20 protein-coding genes are annotated in these 17,904 nt (G+C 66.0%); 13 read left to right on the top strand and 7 right to left on the bottom strand.

Translation table 11 applies throughout. The features are described from left to right. Position 1: 1 nt before the first annotated feature. Together AC5FRV_RS04105 and AC5FRV_RS04100 are read right to left on the bottom strand one after the other, a co-directional pair. The gene (locus AC5FRV_RS04105; RefSeq protein ID WP_493559826.1) at positions 2 to 1,633 is read right to left on the bottom strand and encodes a type II/IV secretion system ATPase subunit; all 1,632 of its coding nucleotides are present in this window, start codon (positions 1,631 to 1,633) and stop codon (positions 2 to 4) included. 121 nt (positions 1,634 to 1,754) lie between these two features. Then, positions 1,755 to 2,264, bottom strand: coding sequence for a DUF7549 family protein (locus tag AC5FRV_RS04100; protein WP_493559825.1), 510 nt, complete (start codon positions 2,262 to 2,264; stop codon positions 1,755 to 1,757). A 107-nt stretch (positions 2,265 to 2,371) separates the two neighbouring features. Between AC5FRV_RS04100 and AC5FRV_RS04095 the strand changes: the two genes are divergently transcribed. From AC5FRV_RS04095 to AC5FRV_RS04080, 4 genes are all read left to right on the top strand, one after another. Beyond that, positions 2,372 to 2,842: a DUF5793 family protein gene (locus AC5FRV_RS04095; RefSeq protein ID WP_493559824.1), complete on the top strand. Its 471-nt coding sequence runs from the start codon at positions 2,372 to 2,374 to the stop codon at positions 2,840 to 2,842. A 152-nt stretch (positions 2,843 to 2,994) separates the two neighbouring features. Then, positions 2,995 to 4,146, top strand: coding sequence for an ADP-forming succinate--CoA ligase subunit beta (gene sucC / locus AC5FRV_RS04090; protein ID WP_493559823.1), 1,152 nt, complete (start codon positions 2,995 to 2,997; stop codon positions 4,144 to 4,146). Next, the gene (gene sucD / locus AC5FRV_RS04085; RefSeq protein WP_493559822.1) at positions 4,143 to 5,012 is read left to right on the top strand and encodes a succinate--CoA ligase subunit alpha; all 870 of its coding nucleotides are present in this window, start codon (positions 4,143 to 4,145) and stop codon (positions 5,010 to 5,012) included. Before sucC ends, sucD begins: the two co-directional genes overlap by 4 nt. Before the next feature lie 505 nt (positions 5,013 to 5,517). Continuing rightward, positions 5,518 to 5,760 carry an HVO_2901 family zinc finger protein gene (locus AC5FRV_RS04080; protein WP_493559821.1) on the top strand — a complete coding sequence of 81 codons (243 nt, stop codon included), beginning with the start codon at positions 5,518 to 5,520 and terminating at the stop codon, positions 5,758 to 5,760. A gap of 80 nt (positions 5,761 to 5,840) precedes the next feature. Here the strand turns inward: AC5FRV_RS04080 and AC5FRV_RS04075 are convergent, their stop codons facing one another. Continuing rightward, entirely contained in the window at positions 5,841 to 6,161 is a 321-nt protein-coding gene (locus tag AC5FRV_RS04075) for a DUF8011 family protein (RefSeq protein WP_493560151.1), read from the bottom strand. 174 nt (positions 6,162 to 6,335) lie between these two features. Between AC5FRV_RS04075 and AC5FRV_RS04070 the strand changes: the two genes are divergently transcribed. From AC5FRV_RS04070 to AC5FRV_RS04060, 3 genes are read left to right on the top strand one after another with little or no spacing between them, the layout of a single operon-like run. After that, complete coding sequence (locus AC5FRV_RS04070; protein WP_493559820.1) at positions 6,336 to 7,232, top strand: ABC transporter ATP-binding protein; 897 nt, start codon at positions 6,336 to 6,338, stop codon at positions 7,230 to 7,232. Then, positions 7,233 to 9,059: an ABC transporter permease family protein gene (locus AC5FRV_RS04065; RefSeq protein ID WP_493559819.1), complete on the top strand. Its 1,827-nt coding sequence runs from the start codon at positions 7,233 to 7,235 to the stop codon at positions 9,057 to 9,059. Next, positions 9,052 to 10,140, top strand: coding sequence for an ABC transporter permease (locus AC5FRV_RS04060; RefSeq protein WP_493559818.1), 1,089 nt, complete (start codon positions 9,052 to 9,054; stop codon positions 10,138 to 10,140). Before AC5FRV_RS04065 ends, AC5FRV_RS04060 begins: the two co-directional genes overlap by 8 nt. Before the next feature lie 30 nt (positions 10,141 to 10,170). Here AC5FRV_RS04060 and AC5FRV_RS04055 read toward each other — a convergent pair whose 3' ends face one another. After that, positions 10,171 to 10,680 carry a macro domain-containing protein gene (locus AC5FRV_RS04055; protein ID WP_493559817.1) on the bottom strand — a complete coding sequence of 170 codons (510 nt, stop codon included), beginning with the start codon at positions 10,678 to 10,680 and terminating at the stop codon, positions 10,171 to 10,173. A gap of 88 nt (positions 10,681 to 10,768) precedes the next feature. Between AC5FRV_RS04055 and AC5FRV_RS04050 the strand changes: the two genes are divergently transcribed. After that, positions 10,769 to 11,470: a YqjF family protein gene (locus AC5FRV_RS04050; protein WP_493559816.1), complete on the top strand. Its 702-nt coding sequence runs from the start codon at positions 10,769 to 10,771 to the stop codon at positions 11,468 to 11,470. 26 nt (positions 11,471 to 11,496) lie between these two features. On the opposite strand, the gene AC5FRV_RS04045 is transcribed toward AC5FRV_RS04050, so the two are convergent. Beyond that, on the bottom strand, positions 11,497 to 13,134 hold the full coding sequence (locus tag AC5FRV_RS04045) for a potassium channel family protein (protein ID WP_493559815.1): 1,638 nt from the start codon (positions 13,132 to 13,134) through the stop codon (positions 11,497 to 11,499). Between the two features lie 132 nt (positions 13,135 to 13,266). On the opposite strand from AC5FRV_RS04045, the gene AC5FRV_RS04040 reads away from it, so the two are divergent. The 4 genes from AC5FRV_RS04040 to AC5FRV_RS04025 all read left to right on the top strand — a co-directional run bounded on the left by AC5FRV_RS04040 (position 13,267) and on the right by AC5FRV_RS04025 (position 15,552). Further along, positions 13,267 to 14,058: an HAD-IIA family hydrolase gene (locus tag AC5FRV_RS04040; protein ID WP_493559814.1), complete on the top strand. Its 792-nt coding sequence runs from the start codon at positions 13,267 to 13,269 to the stop codon at positions 14,056 to 14,058. A 73-nt stretch (positions 14,059 to 14,131) separates the two neighbouring features. Next, a complete protein-coding gene (locus AC5FRV_RS04035; RefSeq protein WP_493559813.1) occupies positions 14,132 to 14,722 on the top strand; it encodes a DJ-1/PfpI family protein in 591 nt (196 codons plus the stop codon). Positions 14,723 to 15,108: 386 nt separating this feature from the next. Beyond that, positions 15,109 to 15,327: a zinc ribbon domain-containing protein gene (locus AC5FRV_RS04030; protein ID WP_089817361.1), complete on the top strand. Its 219-nt coding sequence runs from the start codon at positions 15,109 to 15,111 to the stop codon at positions 15,325 to 15,327. Between the two features lie 3 nt (positions 15,328 to 15,330). Then, positions 15,331 to 15,552, top strand: a complete 222-nt coding sequence (locus AC5FRV_RS04025; RefSeq protein WP_493559812.1) for a DUF8143 family protein — start codon at positions 15,331 to 15,333, stop codon at positions 15,550 to 15,552. A 9-nt stretch (positions 15,553 to 15,561) separates the two neighbouring features. Here AC5FRV_RS04025 and AC5FRV_RS04020 read toward each other — a convergent pair whose 3' ends face one another. After that, the gene (locus tag AC5FRV_RS04020; protein ID WP_493559811.1) at positions 15,562 to 16,905 is read right to left on the bottom strand and encodes a PQQ-dependent sugar dehydrogenase; all 1,344 of its coding nucleotides are present in this window, start codon (positions 16,903 to 16,905) and stop codon (positions 15,562 to 15,564) included. Between the two features lie 129 nt (positions 16,906 to 17,034). Here AC5FRV_RS04020 and AC5FRV_RS04015 point away from each other — a divergent pair, with 129 nt between their 5' ends. Further along, on the top strand, positions 17,035 to 17,283 hold the full coding sequence (locus AC5FRV_RS04015; RefSeq protein ID WP_493559810.1) for an MTH865 family protein: 249 nt from the start codon (positions 17,035 to 17,037) through the stop codon (positions 17,281 to 17,283). Positions 17,284 to 17,400: 117 nt separating this feature from the next. Here AC5FRV_RS04015 and AC5FRV_RS04010 read toward each other — a convergent pair whose 3' ends face one another. After that, complete coding sequence (locus tag AC5FRV_RS04010; protein ID WP_493559809.1) at positions 17,401 to 17,889, bottom strand: metal-dependent hydrolase; 489 nt, start codon at positions 17,887 to 17,889, stop codon at positions 17,401 to 17,403. Between the last annotated feature and the right edge of the window lie 15 nt (positions 17,890 to 17,904).

Genomic DNA, 17,904 nt, shown 5'->3' with positions numbered 1-17,904 from the left:
GTCAGGACGGAACGTCGACGTCGGCGGCGTCTATCTGCTCGATGACCACGTCCGAGTCAGCGTAGTACTTGTTCACCATCGCGGTGAACCGACGGTAGTCGGAGATCCCCTTCTGCTGGAGGAATCGCAGGAACCGCTTCCGGTCGGCGAGTTCCCGGCGGAGTTCCGACTGCGTCCAGCCCCGCTCCTGCCTGATCTCGTCGAGCAGGTCGCTGCTCGAACTGCGGAAGGAGTCGTCGACCGAGTCCCAGGCGTAGGAGTTTGAGTAGTCGAGTTCGCCCGTCCGCTGGTCGATCCCCTCGATCTCGGCGATGGTCTTCGCCCGGCGGACGCGCTCGCCGCCGGACTGGCCCAGCACCTGTACGCAGAGGACGTCGAGCGACTGGACCATCGGGCGCGGGACGTTGATCGGTTCGTTCTCCAGGCGATTGATGACGGTCTGGACCGAGTCGGCGTGCATCGTCGAGAACGTCGTGTGGCCGGTGTTCATCGCCTGGAACAGGGTGATGGCCTCCTCCCCGCGGACCTCGCCGACGATGATGTACTCTGGGCGGTGACGCAGGGCCGAGCGGAGCAGGTCGTACATCGTGATGTCGGAGTCGTCGAGTCGCTCGCGGGTGACCGAGGAGAGCCAGTTGTCGTGGTACAGCGAGAGCTCACGGGTGTCCTCGATGGTCAGCACCTTCGAGCGGGGCGGGACGAACATCGAGACGGCGTTCATCGACGTGGTCTTGCCCGCCGCGGTGCCGCCGGCGAAGATGAGCGACTTGTTGGACTCGATGGCCAGCCAGAGGAAGGCGAGCATCTCCAGGCTGAACGTGCCGTAGTTCAGCAGGTCGATGGGGGTGAACGGCTCGTCCGCGTACTTTCGGATGGTGAACGCCGAGCCGCGGGGCGTCACCTCCTCGCCGAGGGCCAGTTCGATACGAGAGCCGTCGGGCAGCGTCGTCGAGACGACGGGGTCGGAGACGGAGATGTGGCGGCCCGAGCGCTGGGCGAGCTGGACGACGAAGTCGCTCAGTTCGCCGTCGGCGAAGGAGACGTTGGTCTCGATGTCGGTGTAGTCGTCGTGGTAGGCGAAGATGGGGAGGTTCGCGCCGTCACACGAGAGGTCCTCGATGTGGGGGTCGTGCATCAGCGGGTCGATGCGGCCGTACCCCTGGAACGAGCGGTAGAGGTAGTAGTAGAGGCGGTAGAACGTCTCCGGTTCGACGAGGACGCCGTACTCCTCGATGCGGGCGCGAAGCTCCTCTGTGAGCGCGTCCTCGGGATTCTCGTCGACGTCCGCCCGGTAGATGAGCGGGTCACGGACGTCGTCGAACAGCCTGTCGAGCAGGTCGCGCTCGAACTCGTCGAGACTCGGCTCGACGACGTGGTAGCGGTGTTCGTTGGCCTCCGGGTCGTGGTTGATAGACGCGAAAGCGAAGGGCGCGTTGAGCCAGTAGCGGTCGACCTCGTCGTAGCCGTCGAGCCCGTCGAACGAAACGATGGTACCGTGGCGGCTGGGGTCGTAGTTGGAGACGGGCACTGCCGACCCGCTGAGGACCTTCGCCGTGCGGGACAGCCACTCGCGGACGTCGGCCAGCGGTCCGCGCGAGGCGTCGTCTCCGTCTGGGGACTCGTGTTCTGACATCGGTCTCCCGGCGCTCGTGGCCAGTTGCTCCGAGGTTTCGTACCATCGCACATAAATGAGGGGTCCCGATTATCAGCAGACGCAACAGCGACCGACAGTGTTCTACCGCCCAGCAGGAACCCTACGCCCGATCGACGGTGAGAAGGAGGTAAGCGAACGCGAGCGCGAACAGCGCACCGACCGGTGCGGTCACGCTCTGTTGCGTTGCGAACTGGACACTCGAGGCGAGGAGAAGCGCGCCCACGAGACCGAGGAGGACGCCCTGGACCCTGACCGGGTCGGCAGGGAACTGCGAGTCGACGCGGTCCTCAGCCGCGTAGTAGGCGATACTGACACCGACGGGGAGGAGCGAGACGAGTGCACCGGCCACCCAGAGCCAGCTGGCGAGCGCGAGCGACTCGGGGTTGAACGAGACGGCGTCGGTGAACAGCAGGAAGGGTCGTTCCTGGTTCCCGAAGGAGATGCCGAAGATGTACTGCAGGCGGAAGTACAGGAAGCGGATGACGACGACGGTGGCGCCGGCGCCGCGGAACTGCACGTTCATCACCGTCGCCGACCACGGGAGCAACGCGACGAGCCACGTCGACAGCACGGCGAACTCCCCCTCGTACTCTGACTTGACCCAGGCCATGCACTGAGGCGAGTGTCGCGGGGCTTAAATTGTGGGCATCGACGCGCCGACGAGTATCCGGCGGCGTTACGTTCTTTGTCATGGGTACCCAAGGAGAGAATACTCAGATGCGGCGCGACTACTTCGACGCGAACGTCGACGACGACGAGCAGGACCGGCCAGTGATAGCGATCGCTTTCGACGGCCCCGAGGGCCTCCTCTCGGAACGGCTCGGGACGGACGACGGCCCGCTCGAATCGAGCGAGATCGACGTCACGTATCGACTGACGAACGGGGAGAACGGGACGGACGAGAACGGAACAGGCGATGACGGGACGACGCGCGGCGGCGTACTCTCGGTGGCGAACCGACTGACAGGGGAGTTCGTCCTGGAGGTACGGGTCGACCCGGGCGCCGTCTCCGACCTCGTTCGGGCCAGCAAGGAGACCGGGGGCGAGGACGGGAGTCGGTACCGGTTGCGCCTCGTCGACGCCGAGGGGAACCCGACGGTGTACGACAAGGGGACGCTGCTCGTCTACGACGCCGACGGGAGCCTGCTGCGCCAGCGGAGCCTCATTCCGGGCGGCGTCGAGTTGTAGGACGACTAGTTGTTTACTCGCTTTTCGATCAATCGCGTCGCGGCCGCGGAGGATATTGCCCGATAGTGATAGAAATCGATCGTTATGAAACGTCGCTGGTGAAATCCAGATGAGCGGGATTTAAGCGGGCCCGAGCCCCGCTTTCGCATGACATGAGATTGCACGAATACCAGGCGAAGCAGGTCTTCGCCGACGCGGGAATCCCGACGCCCGCGGCTCAGCTCGCCGATACCGTCGACGACGCGGTCGCGGCGGCCGAGGAGATCGGGTATCCGGTGGCTATCAAGGCACAGGTCCACGTGGGCGGCCGCGGCAAGGCCGGCGGCATCAAACTCGCCGAGAACGAAGCCGAGGCCGAGGAGTACGCAGAGGACATCCTCGGGATGGACCTCAAGGGCTACGAGGTCAAGCGCGTCCTCGTCGAGGAGGCCGTCGACTTCGTCAACGAACTGTACGTCGGCGTCACGATGGATCGGGGCGAGGGCGAACCCGTCGCCATGGTCTCGACGAAGGGCGGCGTCGACATCGAGGCCGTCGCCGAGGAGAACCCCGAGGCCATCGCGCGGGAGCACGTCGACCCCGCCTTCGGGATGCACCCCTACCAGGCCCGGAAGGCCGTCTACGACGCGGGCGTCGACCGCGAACTCGCCCGCGACGTCTCCAGCATCCTGCAGACGCTCTATCAGATCTGGGACGACAAGGACGGCTCCGACGCGGAGATCAACCCGCTGATGATCACGTCCGACGACGAGGTCGTCGCGGCCGACGCCGTGCTCAACACGGACGACGACGCCCTGTTCCGCCACCCCGACCTCGTCGAGATGGAGGAGGAAGGCGAGTTCGAGGGGAGCGAACTCGAGGAGAAGGCCGACGAGTACGGCTTCGACTACGTCCGCCTCGACGGCAACGTCGGCATCATCGGCAACGGCGCTGGCCTCGTGATGACGACGCTGGACCTGGTCGACCACTTCGGCGGCGAGCCCGCCAACTTCCTCGACGTCGGGGGCGGCGCCAAGGCCCAGCGCATCGCGAACGCGCTGGACATGGTGTTCTCCGACGAGAACGTCGACTCCGTCGTGTTCAACATCTTCGGTGGTATCACGCGCGGCGACGAGGTCGCGAAAGGCATCAACCAGGCGCTCGAACAGTTCGACGAGATTCCCAAGCCGGTCGTCGTCCGCCTCGCGGGGACGAACGCCGCGGAGGGGATGGAGATTCTGAACGAGGACCTGGTCACGGTCGAGGAGACGCTGGAGGACGCCGTCCAGCGCTCCGTCGCGTACGCAGAGGAGGGATCACAATGAGCGTTCTAGTAGACGAAGACACCCGCGTCGTCGTCCAGGGTATCACTGGCGGCGAGGGCAAGTTCCACGCAGAACAGATGATCGAGTACGGGACGAACGTCGTCGCCGGTGCAGTCCCCGGCAAGGGCGGCCAGGAGGTCGCCGGCGTCCCGGTGTACGACACGGTCGAGCAGGCCGCGAAGGCGGAGGATGCCAACGCCTCCGTCGTGTTCGTCCCGCCGGCCTTCGCCGGTGACGCGCTGTTCGAGGCGCTCGACGCGCCCCTCGACCTCGTCGTCGCCATCACCGAGGGCATCCCGACCCAGGACATGGCCCGCGTCAAGCGCAAGCAGGACGAGACCGACGTCCACCTCGTCGGTCCCAACTGCCCCGGCGTCATCACGCCGGACGTCGCCAAACTCGGCATCCTGCCGGGCAACATCTTCTCGTCGGGCGACGTCGGCCTCGTCTCCCGCTCGGGGACGCTCACCTACCAGGTCGTCGACAGCCTCACCCAGCGCGGCATCGGCCAGACCACCGCCATCGGCATCGGCGGCGACCCCATCATCGGGACGTCCTTCGTCGACGCCCTCGAACTGTTCGAGGCCGACCAGGACACGAAGGCGGTCGTCATGTGCGGCGAAATCGGCGGCGAGGACGAGGAGCAGGCTGCCCGCTATATCGGCGAGTACATGGACACGCCGGTCGCCGGCTTCATCGCCGGCCGCACCGCGCCGCCGGGCAAGCGCATGGGCCACGCCGGCGCCATCGTCTCCGGGTCCGGTACCGGCACCGCCGAGTCGAAGATCAACGCGCTGGAGAACAACGGCGTCCCTGTTGGTGACACGCCCGAGGAAGTCGCCGACAACGTCGAAGACCTGCTGTAACACGGTTTTCCCGACACCGGACGTTTCGTCCGAATTCCGGTGTCCGTTTCCGGTACGGTACCGCCGAATCCAAGATCAACGCACTGGAGAACAACGGCGTCCTGTGCGAGCGGAGCGAGCACAGGGCTCGATAGACGAACGGAGTGAGTCTATCGGCGTCCCCGTTGGCGACACGCCCGAGGAAGTCGCCGACAACGTCGAAGACCCGCTGTAGGTCGGTCGCGCTAGCGGCATACGGCGTCGATTCGATTTTTCTTCGCGGTAGGAACCCCGGAACAGCGACTGGGACCTCCGATTTCCGGATAATGGCCCACTACCGTACGCGGTAGAATCCATCCCGAGAGCGGCCAGCATCTCGATTGACGGCAGCCGACGCGATAGGAACGGGAGAGATCAATCGACGAACGTCCACTCGTTTCCGGAGAAAGTGGGAGACCTGTGCCAACCATGGACAGTACGTAAACGTTCCGGTGTCTCTAAATACCGCGCCTGGGAACTTTCGACTATGCCCCACATTTGCCGGGACTGCAAGCGCACGTTCAACACGGAGCTCGAACTCGAGCTCCACCGCGACACGTGCGACGCCGGCGAGCTGTTCTGTGACGAGTGCGGCGAGCGGTTCGCGGAGCGGCGCGCCACCGAGGATGGCTGGCACTATCGCTGCCCCAACGACGACTGCGACGGCGACGGCATCGGCGACGACATCCACCAGGTATCGAACGTACGACTCGAAAAAGCGACGAAGTAATTCTACAGAAAACCGCGTTTGCGGAGCCTCGGGTTTCGAGCGATAGACATCTGTCGCACAGTCATTACACAGTCCGCTAGTTACGAGACCAACGAAAGCAGACTAGAGACCAACGAAAGCAGACTAGAGACCAACGAAAGCAGACTGGTTACTAGGACCGCAACGAGCATTCCAAGAGCTAGCAGTCGCAGGACGCTCGCTGCCCGCCATTGACCCTCTGGCAATGTTTCGGCGACGCCACTGGTTCCCGCAGCGGCCCCGATGACGAGCATTTCTATCATTCCGCCGTTGGCCAGAAACTCAGAGAACGCGTAGATCGCGAAAAACGCGAGCGAACCGAAAATGGAGACGCGAGCGTTCTCCCATCCGCTCGGTCCGGAAAAGAGCTGACCGAGACGCATCGTCATAATACTGGTCGGTGTCGAAACGCAAAAAAGTTGTAGCTATCCAAATTCGAACGGTCAATGCGACCCATCTCATTCGGAAAATCGCAGACTAACGTGCCATCCGATGGTTTCGACGGGCGATAATCGGGGCCGAAGCTATACGGTCGTCCGTTCGAAAGCCGCCACAAGATGATCGACGCGCGGGAACTACGCAAGGAGTACGGGAACTTCGTGGCGGTGGAGGGGAGCACGTTTTCGGTGGATGAGGGCGAGGTGTTCGGCGTCATCGGCCCCAACGGCGCGGGGAAGACGACGACGCTGAAGATGCTCGCCGGGCTGCTCGAACCGACCGACGGGGAGGCTACCGTGGCCGGCTTCGACGCCTCGGACCCGGAGATGCGGAAACAACTGGGCTTTCTGCCGGAGGAGTCCCCGCTGTACGAAGAGATGACGCCGATTTCCTATCTACAGTTCTTCGCGGACCTGTACGAGGTACCGGGAGACGTCGCCGAGGAGCGGATGCTCGACACGCTCGAAAAACTGGATCTCGAACACCACGACCGGAAGCTCGGCGACATGTCGAAGGGGATGAAACGGAAGGTCGCCATCGCCCGGTCGCTGATCAACGACCCCGACGTCCTGATCTACGACGAACCAGCCAGCGGGCTGGACCCGCTGACGACGAACTACGTCATCGAGTTCACCGAGCAACTGGCTAAGGAAGGCAAGACCATCGTCTTTTCGGCCCACAACCTCTTCCACGTCGAGTCTATCTGCGACCGCGTCGCGATCATGAACGACGGCCAGATCGTCGCCCGCGGCGACCTCGAAGCGCTACAGGACCAGTACGGCGAGCGACGGTACCGCGTCTACACGACGGTCGAGGTCCCCGACGCCATCGAGGAGAGCGGTACCTGGTGTCGCGTCGTGGACAGCATGGACGGCGTGGACGCCACGCGCGCCGTCGCGAACGACCGCGGTGGCGAGGTCATCGACATCCGGACCGAGGAGTCGAGCCTCGAAGAGGTGTTCCTCAACGTCGCCGACTCGGCGACGCCGAACCCACGCACCGTCGAGGAGGCGTAGATGGACGGGCGACGACTCCTGCGGATCGCTCGCTGGGAAGTGACGAAGAACGCCGGTGGCGTCGACCGGCGGACGGTCGTGGTGATGGTGCTGGCCATCGTCGGGATGGGACTGGTCGCCGCGCTGGCGGTGGGCGGCGCCGGTGCGGGACTGGATTCGGGCATCTACCGCGTCGGCGTCGACCAGTCGAGCCCGTACTACGCACCAGCCGACAACGATTCGACGTTCGCGACCGTGCCCCCGAGCCAGCCCGGCATCTATCGGGGTGAGCAGGAACTGCTGTTCGTCGGTACGGCGCTGGTCGACCGCTCGCGGACGTCGAAGGGATACGCCGCCCAGTCGGAGTTCCGGGACACCGTCGACGGCTACAACGAGCAACGGATGGCCGAGGAGGACAACGCAACGGCCGCGTATCCCGTGTCCGTGAACCTGCTGTACGTCGAACAGAGCGGCGTCGAGGAGAGCCTCGCGACTGGGGACGATGGGACCGCCGATGGCAGCGGCGGTGGCAGTGACGGCTCGGGTGGCGGCGAAGGGGATTCGGCCGCCGGATCCGGTTCCGGGTCAGGCGGGACCGGAACGGCCACCACCGACCAGGACGCCGCCGGGAGTCTCGGCGGCCTCGGCGCCAGGCTGACCGGCGGCGCGACGAGCGGGACGCCGGCGGACATCCAGCCGCCGTTCCCCTTCGAGTCGCTCGTGCTCGCCTTCCTCTTCGTCGTCCCGCTGAACTTCGTCATCCAGGCCTACGGGTCGACGATGCTCTCCGAGCGACTCAACCGCCGCGGCGAACTGTTGCTCGTCTCGCCGGCGAGTCGCGCCGAGATTATCGCGGGCAAGACGCTGCCGTACTTCCTCGGCGCTGTCGGCGTCGTCACGGCAATCACGCTCGCGCTCAGGTTCAGCGGCATCGCACCGAGCGGGAGCTACGTCGCGGTGCTGGCTGTCCTGCCCCTGGCGGCACTGTTCCTCGCCGCGACGTTCTGCGGGGCGATGTTCGCCAGGTCGTTCAAGGAACTCACGTTCGTCACCGTGACCATCACCGTCTCGCTGACGAGCTACGCCTTCGTCCCGGCCATCTTCACGCAGATTAACCCGATCGCGCTTATCTCGCCGCTGACCATCGTCGTCCGGGACCTGCAGGGCCAGTCGATATCGCTGCTGAACTTCGCGTTCTCGGTGTCGCCGCCGACGCTGACCGCAGCCGTCCTGTTCGGCCTCGGCGCGGGACTCTACCGCGAGGAGGACATGTTCACCCAGCGGGCCATCCCGCTGAAGGTGCTCGACTCGCTCTCCGGGCGAATCTTCTCGAAGTGGAGCGCGCTGAAGCTGTCGGCGCTGCTCCTCCCGTTCGTCTTCGTCGCCGAACTCGCGGCGGTCGCGATGCTGTTCGCGTTGCAGGAGATCTCCATCCCGCTGGTGCTCCTCGCAGTCGTCGTCATCGAAGAGATAGCCAAGAGCCTCCACCTCTACGCGGGCTTTTCCAGCGGGCGGTACTCCCGGGCGCTTCGCCCGGCGCTGGTCGTCGGCGCGCTGAGCGGCGTCGGTTTCTTCATCGCCGAGAAGTTCGTGCTCATCGCTCAGTTGGCCGACCTGCAGAACGTTCCGACCGGCGAAGCGGCGTTCATCGGGAGCAACGTCCCTGACGGTCTCGGCCCGGTGCTCGTCGCCGCGCTGTTGCTCGCACCGCTCGCCCTCCACGTCGTGACGGCGAGCGTGTCGTCGCTCGGCGCGCGCAAGGGCAAACGGCAGTACGCCGTCGCCGTCCTCGCGGCGATGGCGATACACTTCGCCTACAACTACGCGGTGGTGAGCACCCTTGTCTAAGCAGAGTGGCCGGTCGTGGGACCCGCGACTCGTCGTCGCAAGGCGTGACCTCTCCTCGCTGTCGCGGGAGAAGACCATCGTGCTTGCACTGCTGATACAGCTGTTCGTCGCGGCGTTCTCGTCGTTCCTCGTCGTCGGTCTCACGTCGCTGTACGACCCCGGGTCGGTCGAGGCCGGCCAGATCGAGATCGGCGTCTCGGGCGACCAGCAGTCCGCCCTCTTCGAGGCCGTCCAGCACCAGTCCGGCGCGACGCCCGTCGGGTACGAGGAGCCAGCGGGCGCCCTGCAGGCCTTCCACAGAGGTGAGGTCGACGCGGTGCTGACGGCGACCAGCGCGCCCGCAGCCGAGGGCGGCGGGTCGGTGATGCAGGTGTCGGCCACTGTGCCGGACGGGAGCATCAGGACGACAGTGGTCGTCGTCCAGGTCCGGCAGGTCCTGAAGACGCTGGAGCGCCAGGAGCGCGCCGAGCGGCAGGACGACATCGAACACGACCCTCTTCCGCTCCCGCCAGAGGCGAACGCGAGTCCGTACTTCGGGTTCACCTACACGGTCCTCATTCCGCTGTTGCTCTTCCTGCCGCCGTTCATCAGCGGATCGGTCGCCGTCGACAGCGTCACCGAGGAGATAGAGCGCGGAACGCTCGAACTGCTCCGCGTCGCGCCGATTTCGCTCGTCGACGTCGTCGACGGGAAGGCGCTGGGAATGATCCTCCTGGCCCCGGCGCAAGCGGCACTGTGGATACTTCTCCTCGCCGTCAACGGGACGGCGGTGGCGAACCCGCTGTGGACGCTGACGCTCGTGACGGCCATCGCGGCCATCGTCGTCATCGTCGGCGTCGTGCTGGGGCTCCATCTGGGTCGGCGCCGTCCTGCCCAGTTGCTGTACTCCGTCGTGACGCTCGTCGTCTTCGGCGGCGCAGTGCTGTTACCCGAACACCCGGCGACGACGGCGGCGAAACTCGCCATCGACAGCCCGACGCCGACGACGTACGGCCACGTTCTCGGCTACGTGCTCGTCGCCGCGGTGCTGTACGCGCTCACCCGGCGCTACGTCGACCGGATCGAACCCGAGTCGCTGTAGACCGGACCGGTGCCTCGTCGTCTGGCCCGTTCAGCCGCGACGGACGGCATCGGCGACCGACCGAACTGTTCCGAACTCGTCGTCGCTGTACGTGATGAAGCGCACGTCGTCCAGCGTCTCCGGGTCGTACTCGTCGATTGTTTCGCAGATACTGCGCGCACCCTCCTGCAGATCGAATCCCGCGACGCCGCAGCCCAGCGCGGGCATCACTAGCGACTCGGCGCCGAGTTCGTCCGCCGCTGCCAGCGCGTTCCGCGTCGCGTCGCGGATACTCTCGGCGGTCGCTTTGCCGTCGCCGTAGTGGGGCATCGCCGCAGCGTGGACGACGTACTCCGCGTTCAGGTCGTACGCGTCCGTGACCGCGGCGTCACCGAGGTCGACGGGTCCTTCGGCGACGGCTTCGTCGTTGATCGCCTCGCCGGCGCCGCGTCGCAGCGCGCCAGCGACGCCGGACCCCATCTGCAGGCTCGTGCCGGCGGCGTTGACCAGAACGTCGGCGGACTGCTGTGCGATGTCGCCCTGTACGACGTCGAACTCCATACGACGGGGTTCGCGCTCGACCACCAAGTTTCTCGGGGCGACGGTTTCGACGGGAGGACTGAAGCCCGTTCCGCCCCGACCTGACGCCATGCAACTGGCCGGGCGCCCGCTGACGACGACGCTCCGCGACGTCTGCTTCCTCCACTGGCCGGTTCCCGAAGCCGTCGTCGAAGACGTCGTCCCGAGCTGGCTCACGCCTGACGTTGCCGACGGAACGGCCTGGATAAGCGTCCTCTCCACGGCGATGCGCCGTGTCGACGTGTTCGGCCTCCCGGTCCGCGAGAACGTACGCGCGGTGACGGTCAGAACGTACGTCCGCTCACCAGGGGGCGACCGCGGCGTGTACGTGCTCTCGATGGCCGTGGACGACCGCCTGGTTGCTGACGCCGCGAACCGTCTATTTCGGGTCCCCACCTCGACAGCGACCATCGAACGGTCGACGAACGGCGGCGAAATCGCGATTCGCCTGGCCGGCCACGGCGAGTCCACGAGCGCGTTCGAGGTGACGTACGAACCGTCGGGGGCTACCCAGACCGCGTCACCGGACACGCTCCCGTCGTTCCTCGCCGAGCGCTACCGGTACTTCACCCAGGGGGCGCTCGACACGCGCCTGTGCGGTAGTGTGGGCCACGAGCCGTGGAAACTCAGGACGGCGACGGCATCGGTGATTGGGAGCGACTTGCTGGACGTGTTCGAAGTACAAACGGCCGAGACGGACCCCCTCGCCCACTACAGCGACGGCGTCGAGATGCTCATCGAGCCGCCGGTGCCACTCGCGCTGGTCGCCTGACGCGGGCGGACCGGGACAGCCGCTACTCACTCGCTCGTGAGCGCAGTCAGTTCGTTGATCCCGCTGTCCGGTCCAGCGACGATGACGGAGTCGCCCGTCTGGAAGGTGAACGAGGGCGGGAGATCCGTGAGCACCTCGTCGTCGCGCTCGACGGCGATGACTGTACAGGAGGTCCGCGCGCGAATGTCGGACTCCTCGAGGCTCTGGCCGGCGAGTCGACCGGCCTCGACGCGGACGACCTCGACTTGCTGGTCGAAGGAGATGACGTCCTCGTTGAGAATCGTCGAGGCGAGCATCCGACCGCTCACGGTCGACAGGGCCAGGACGTAGTCGGCGCCGGCACGGTAGAGCTTCGTGACGTTCTCCCGCTCGTTCGCGCGAGCGATGACCTCGACGCCCTCGCTGAGTTCGCGGACGACCAGAGTGGCGAAGACGGCGAGCGTATCGTCGGAGAGCGTGAGAATGACTGTCGACGCCGAGTCGATGCCGGCCGCCCTGAGCGTGTCCGCATCGGTCACGTCGCCGACGACGTCGACGCCGGTCTTCTCCTCGAGGTCGATTGCGTGGCAGGTGAATCCGGCGGCAGCGACCGACTGTTTGACAGTCGAGCCGACCTCGCCGTACCCACCGACGACCACGGCACCGCGACCGTTCTGTCTGGTCTCCGAGCGCGTCCACTCTTTGAGTGTCTCGAGCTGGTGTTCGTGGCCAGCGACGAGCAGTATCGTCCGCTCGTCGATGCGGGCACTCGGCGAAGGCGGCGTCACGAACTCGCCGCGGAACCACGCGCCGATGATGTTGGCACCCGTCCGTTCCCGGATCCCGCTGTCCTCGACGGTGACGCCGGCGATTCGACTTCCGGCCTGCACAGGGAGTTCGGCGATTTCGAAGTCGTCGGCGATCTCGACGGCGTCTGCCACCTCGCTCGTGAGGCCGGTCGTCACCTTCGTCGCGATGCTCTCACCGATGAGCTGTCGCGGTGAGAAAACGGTGTCCGCGCCCGCGTAGCGGTGGTAATCTGCCATGTCCGGGTTCTCGGCGAACGTGATGACCTGGACGCCGTCGCCTTCGACCAGCTGGCCGGCCGCGAGCACGACGCTCGCGTTGGTCTCGTCGTCGACGTCGACCACCAGCGCCCGCGCTGCCTGGAGGTTCGCAGCCGCCAGGTCGTCGACCGACTCCGGGTCACCGTGGACGACGGAGATTCCGCTCTCGAACAGTTCCGTCGCCAGTTCTCGGTCGGGCTCCACGACGACGTAGTCCACGTCGAGGACGTCGAGTTCGTCGACGAGCGTCTGACTGCGATCGGTGTAGGTGCAGATGACGACGTGGTCCTCGAGGTCGGCGACGCTCGTGGGTGGTGTCGTCGAGAGGCGGTCCTCGATCCACGGGACGACGAACAGCGGGAGGGCCATGAAGATGAAGAACACGCCCGTGAACATCATCGAGATGACGAGCAGGATCATCTGCGGACTCTCCCAGACGGCGTCCTCGCCGTACCCTGTCGTCGTGAACGTCTCGACGACGACCAGGAGCGACCGGAAGAAGCCCCGTTCTTTGCCCTCGAACGTCGCCATCCCCCACTCGTACGCCAGCGCGTAAACGACGATGACCGCGAAGAACGTCCCGAGGTAGTACAGCGCCCGGCGCTGGCGACGCTTCATACCTCACAACACTGGAGCCGCCCATTAAGGGTTCCGTCAGACGCCCGCAGCAGTGAGTCTGGGTGAAGCCGCGGACCCAGTTCAGACCCAGAAGGCGAACGGTTTTCCGCCCGACGACCGTGCCATCGGCTGATGCTACGCGGCGCGATAGTCGACCTCGACGGGACGGTGTACACGGGCGACGAACTGGTCGAGGGCGCCGACGACGGCGTCGACGACCTCCGCGCCGCCGGCGTGGCACCGCTGTTCTTCTCCAACAATCCGACCCGGACCGGCGACGCGTTCGTCGAGCGCCTCGTCGCGATGGGCGTCGACGCCCGGCCCGGCGACGCCTGCTCGGCCGCGGACGTGACGGCGGCGTACCTGCGCGAGGAGCACCCAGGATCGTCCGTCTATCTCGTCGGTAGCGACTCGCTGTCGGACGTCCTCCGCGACGAGGGCGTCACGCTCACCAGCGACCCGGTCGGTGCCGACGTCGTCCTCGCGTCGTGGACGGAGTCGTTCGCCTACGAACACCTCCAGGCCGCGCTCGACGGGCTCGACGAGGAGACGGCGTTCCTGGCGACCGACCCGGATCGCACGTACCCAGTCGATAAGGGACAGTTCGTCCCCGGGACGGGGGCCATCTCCGGCGCTATGGCTGCCGCGGCCGGTAGTGAAGTCGACCGCGTGCTCGGCAAACCGTCGCCGACGGCGCTGGCGTACGCGCTGGACCGGATCGGAGCGCCGCCGGAGGCGTGCCTCGTCGTGGGCGACCGGCTGAACACCGAACTGGCGATGGGGGACCGTGCGGGAATGACGACAGTTCTCGTGCTTACGGGCGTCTGCGACCGGTCGGACGTCGCGACGGCGCCCGTCGAACCAGACTACGTCCTCGACTCGCTGGCGGCCATCGGAACCGTCCTCGACGACCTGTCCGACTGACGACACTGCCGGCGCCTTTATCGTCGTGTCAATCGTTACCATCTAGTGTGCTCGTGCGAGCACGGTGTCACCAATGGGAACAGATATCCTCATGATCGTCGGCGACTTCGGTGAAGACTTAGAGATAATGGTCCCCTTCCAGGCGCTCCAGGCGGTCGGTCACGACGTGGACGCGGTGTGCCCCGACAGGGAAGCGGGCGAGTCGGTCAAGACCGCGGTTCACGATTTCCGCGGCGACCAGACGTATCTCGAAGAGCGGGGCCACGACTTCGAACTGAACGCGACGATGGCGGACGTCGATCCCGCCGACTACGACGCGCTCGTCGTCCCGGGCGGTCGGGCCCCGGAGTACCTCCGGACCTACGACGAAGTTATCGAAGCGGTCCAGCACTTCTTCGAGGCGGGCAAACCCGTCGCGTCGCTGTGCCACGGGCCGCAGATACTCGCCGCGGCTGGCGTGCTGGATGGCTACGAGATGACGTCCTATCCGGCCGTTCGCGCCGAGTGCGAGGCCGCGGGCTGTTCCTGGGTCGACGGCGTCGTCACGGACGAGAATCTGGTGACGGGGCAGGCCTGGCCCGACCATCCGGAGTGGATCGCGCAGTTCCTCGACCTGCTCGGGACCGAAGTGAGCCACGGCGAACCGGTCGCCGCGGACGACTGATAGTGGTGGTTGTAAGCCCGTCCCGGCATCCTGTCGAGCGCAGTGAGACAGGGCTGGACGGACGAGCAGCGCGAGTCCGTCGGCGTCCGGCCGAACTGCGTGAGGCCGGGCTCGAGAGACGAACGGAGTGAGGCTATCGGCGTCCCGACGAGCATGGCGAGTCGGGGCTCGGGAGACGAGTGCAGCGAGTCTCCCGGCGTCCTGTCGAGCGCAATGAGACAGGGCTCGACGGTCGAGCAGCGCGAGTCCGTCGGCGTTCGACGGGATGGGTGCCTTCGAACGCCGGTGAAAAGTTACAACCACCACTATGACGCCCCGGTTCCGACCGCTCGAACGATTTTTCAGCCTCACCAACGCTTTTGGTTCCGTGTCCGGATACACCCGCTATGGTCTCCGAAGACGCGACCGACTCCGGCTGTCCGAAGTGCGGTCACACCGAAACTGACGTCGGCACCATCTCTACGACCGGCGGCGGACTGAGCAAGATGTTCGATATACAGACGAACCAGTTCAGCGTCGTCTCCTGCCTCAACTGTGGGTACTCTGAACTGTACCGCGACACCGGCTCGGCCGGCAGCGACATCGTCGACGTGTTCCTGGGGTGAGTCGTGCCCGGCGTCAGCCTGCTGTTCGCGCTGGTAGCGCTCCTCCTCACCGTCGGTGGCGGATTGGCCCTCTACGCGCTGGTGCGCGGCGAACGGAACCAGCGAACGACCACAGACCGTGAGACCGCCGAGCGGCTGGCTCGGCGTGACACGCGTGACGAGGACGAAGGGGCAGAGCAGACCCGGGACGGTAACGGGCCGATCGAAGGGAACCACTGGGGTTGATACCCAGCCTCAGGCCGGCCGGAGCCGATACACCGCACCCGACGAGCCGCTGACTCCGGCTTCCTCGCTGGTACAGACGAGGAGTTCGCCGGCCCCGTCCCGCCCGAACGTGGGCACGAACGGTCCCACGTCCTCGACCGGAACGGTCGTCACCGGCCAGAGCCCCTCCGAGCGCTCACGAGCGACGAACAGCTCGCCCTCCGCCTGCCAGTCGGCGAAGACGTAGGTCCCCTGGAGCGACGGGACAGCGTCGCCGTCGTACAGGTAGCCGCCGGTGACCGAGACGCCGGCGACTCCCTCACCGTCGTGGGGATACTCGATGATCGGGTCGACCAGCGGGTCGCCGTCGGGCGTCTCGTCCGGACAGCTGTCCGCCTCGAAGCAGTGGGTTCCCTCCCGGACGTTCCAGCCGTAGTTGCCGCCGCGTTCGACGACGTCGACTTCCTCGTAGGCGTTCTGGCCCACGTCCGCCGCGAACAGTCGACCATCGGGGCCGAAAGAAATGCGCCAGGGATTGCGGAATCCCCAGGCGTAGTGCTCGTCGAACCCGTCCGCGCCGACGAGCGGGTTGTCGTCTGGGATGGCGTAGTTTCGGCCCTCGCCGCCGCCGTTGCCGTCGACGTCGACGTCGATTCGCAGGATGCTCCCGAGGAGGTTCTCGGTGACGTCCTGGCCGTTTCCACCCGCGGTAGCGTCGTACCAGTCTTCGACGTGGCCGGTGCCCTGGTCACCGCCGCCACCACCGTCGCCGACCGCGACGTAGAGGAAGCCGTCGGGCCCGAACGTGACGGCGCCTGCGTTGTGGTTCGCCTGGGGTTCGGGAATCTCGAGCAACGTCGCCTCGGAGTCGGGGTCGGCGGTCGTGCCGTCAGGGCCGGTCCGGAACGAGGAGAGGACGAAGGTATGGGAGTAATCGTCCGGCGTGTTCGGCCGGGGTGGCGCGCTGTAGCGGACGAACACGCGGTCGTCGTCCGGGAAGTCCGGATGGAAGGCCAGTCCCAGCAATCCCTGCTCTGTGACCCCGGAGAGGGCGACCAGGCGCTCCGAGACGTCGAGGAACGGCTCGGTCCGCTGGTCGCCGTCCTCGACGAGGTGGATCTGTCCCGTCTGGTCGGCGACGAACACGCGATCCGGCTCCGGAACGGCCACTGAGACGGGCGAAGTGAACCCGTCGGCGAGTAGCTCACCGCGGAGCCGCAGGTCACCGAACGGGTCGTTCTCGGTCTCGTTGTCCTCCTCATTCTCGTTGTCGTCACGATTTTGGCCTCGATCACCTCGACAGCCGGCGAGCGCGCCGAGGAGGAGGGTTCCGGTCTGGAGGGCACGACGGCGAGTGACGGGATTCGTTCGCACACCGGAGAGGCTCGGCGAAGCCGATTAACTGTTTTGCAGGTCGGCCCGCGCGCCGATAAACTCGGAACAACGGGAGAGTGTCTCGTAGTCGAACCACTTTTGGGACCAGTGAGCAAACTTTACAACACAATGGTCGACAAAGCGGACCTCAGAGAGCAGTTCACCGAGGCGTTCGAGGGCGCAGACTACCCCATCTCCAGTCCGATGGACCTCGTACCGGCACTTCCCAACGGCCCGTCGACGAAGTTCGAATCGGGCGATTTCTCCATGACGGCGATGGAACTCAACACGAAACTCTCCGGGGACTTCCCCTACGACGACGTCGAGGCCTTCGTCGACGACGTGATGGCCGATCTCGAAGATCAGGACCTCATCTAGGGCATCTCAGAGGGACGGATGTATTTTCGTACCGGTCGAAAAATCACGCTGTAGTCCAGCAGCCGCTGAAACGCTACCTTCCGGTCGGCGTCGCCAAAATGGGTACATCCGTCCCTCTCAGCTCCCGAGACTCGCGAACACGACCAGTAGCGTCGCGACGGTACCGAGGACGAACAGCAGGACGTTCGCGGCCCAGTTCTTCGCGTACACCAGATCGAGCGTGAAGTGCCGGTCTGAGAGCGGCCAGAGCGGCCGGATCCCCATCGGCGTGATGACGTCGGCCAGCAGGTGGGAGACGACCGTCAGCGCGCCAACGGCGAACCCGAACCGGCCGAACGTTCGAGCCGCCGCGGCGTCGACCTGCGACCCGACGACCCACCCCGCTGCGCCCACGAGGAGTCCGACGAGAACCGCGAAACCGAACGTGTGAGTCGGGCCACGGTGGTCCACGAACGGAATGGGGCGGTCGCAGTCCGGCGCCATCGCCAGCGCGATGGCGAGCGCGCCACCGACGAGAGCGAGGGCGTCGTCACCGCTGGCGAGGAGAAAGCGGGCGACCGGTGAGTACAGGAGAAGGGCAGTCCCGTAGTGACCCAGCTGCATCATAGGGAAGCAAGGTGG

The organism is Halomicrobium sp. HArcel3 (assembly GCF_058933135.1).
This window is presented reverse-complemented; position numbering and strand designations above follow the sequence as displayed.

Excerpts from the sequence above, each read along its gene's own strand:
- AC5FRV_RS04105 (WP_493559826.1), bottom strand. The coding sequence starts at position 1,633 with ATGTCAGAACACGAGTCCCCAGACGGAGACGACGCCTCGCGCGGACCG.
- AC5FRV_RS04100 (WP_493559825.1), bottom strand. The coding sequence starts at position 2,264 with ATGGCCTGGGTCAAGTCAGAGTACGAGGGGGAGTTCGCCGTGCTGTCG.
- AC5FRV_RS04095 (WP_493559824.1), top strand. The coding sequence starts at position 2,372 with ATGCGGCGCGACTACTTCGACGCGAACGTCGACGACGACGAGCAGGAC.
- sucC (WP_493559823.1), top strand. The coding sequence starts at position 2,995 with ATGAGATTGCACGAATACCAGGCGAAGCAGGTCTTCGCCGACGCGGGA.
- sucD (WP_493559822.1), top strand. The coding sequence starts at position 4,143 with ATGAGCGTTCTAGTAGACGAAGACACCCGCGTCGTCGTCCAGGGTATC.
- AC5FRV_RS04080 (WP_493559821.1), top strand. The coding sequence starts at position 5,518 with ATGCCCCACATTTGCCGGGACTGCAAGCGCACGTTCAACACGGAGCTC.
- AC5FRV_RS04075 (WP_493560151.1), bottom strand. The coding sequence starts at position 6,161 with ATGCGTCTCGGTCAGCTCTTTTCCGGACCGAGCGGATGGGAGAACGCT.
- AC5FRV_RS04070 (WP_493559820.1), top strand. The coding sequence starts at position 6,336 with ATGATCGACGCGCGGGAACTACGCAAGGAGTACGGGAACTTCGTGGCG.
- AC5FRV_RS04065 (WP_493559819.1), top strand. The coding sequence starts at position 7,233 with ATGGACGGGCGACGACTCCTGCGGATCGCTCGCTGGGAAGTGACGAAG.
- AC5FRV_RS04055 (WP_493559817.1), bottom strand. The coding sequence starts at position 10,680 with ATGGAGTTCGACGTCGTACAGGGCGACATCGCACAGCAGTCCGCCGAC.
- AC5FRV_RS04050 (WP_493559816.1), top strand. The coding sequence starts at position 10,769 with ATGCAACTGGCCGGGCGCCCGCTGACGACGACGCTCCGCGACGTCTGC.
- AC5FRV_RS04045 (WP_493559815.1), bottom strand. The coding sequence starts at position 13,134 with ATGAAGCGTCGCCAGCGCCGGGCGCTGTACTACCTCGGGACGTTCTTC.
- AC5FRV_RS04040 (WP_493559814.1), top strand. The coding sequence starts at position 13,267 with ATGCTACGCGGCGCGATAGTCGACCTCGACGGGACGGTGTACACGGGC.
- AC5FRV_RS04035 (WP_493559813.1), top strand. The coding sequence starts at position 14,132 with ATGGGAACAGATATCCTCATGATCGTCGGCGACTTCGGTGAAGACTTA.
- AC5FRV_RS04030 (WP_089817361.1), top strand. The coding sequence starts at position 15,109 with ATGGTCTCCGAAGACGCGACCGACTCCGGCTGTCCGAAGTGCGGTCAC.
- AC5FRV_RS04015 (WP_493559810.1), top strand. The coding sequence starts at position 17,035 with ATGGTCGACAAAGCGGACCTCAGAGAGCAGTTCACCGAGGCGTTCGAG.
- AC5FRV_RS04010 (WP_493559809.1), bottom strand. The coding sequence starts at position 17,889 with ATGATGCAGCTGGGTCACTACGGGACTGCCCTTCTCCTGTACTCACCG.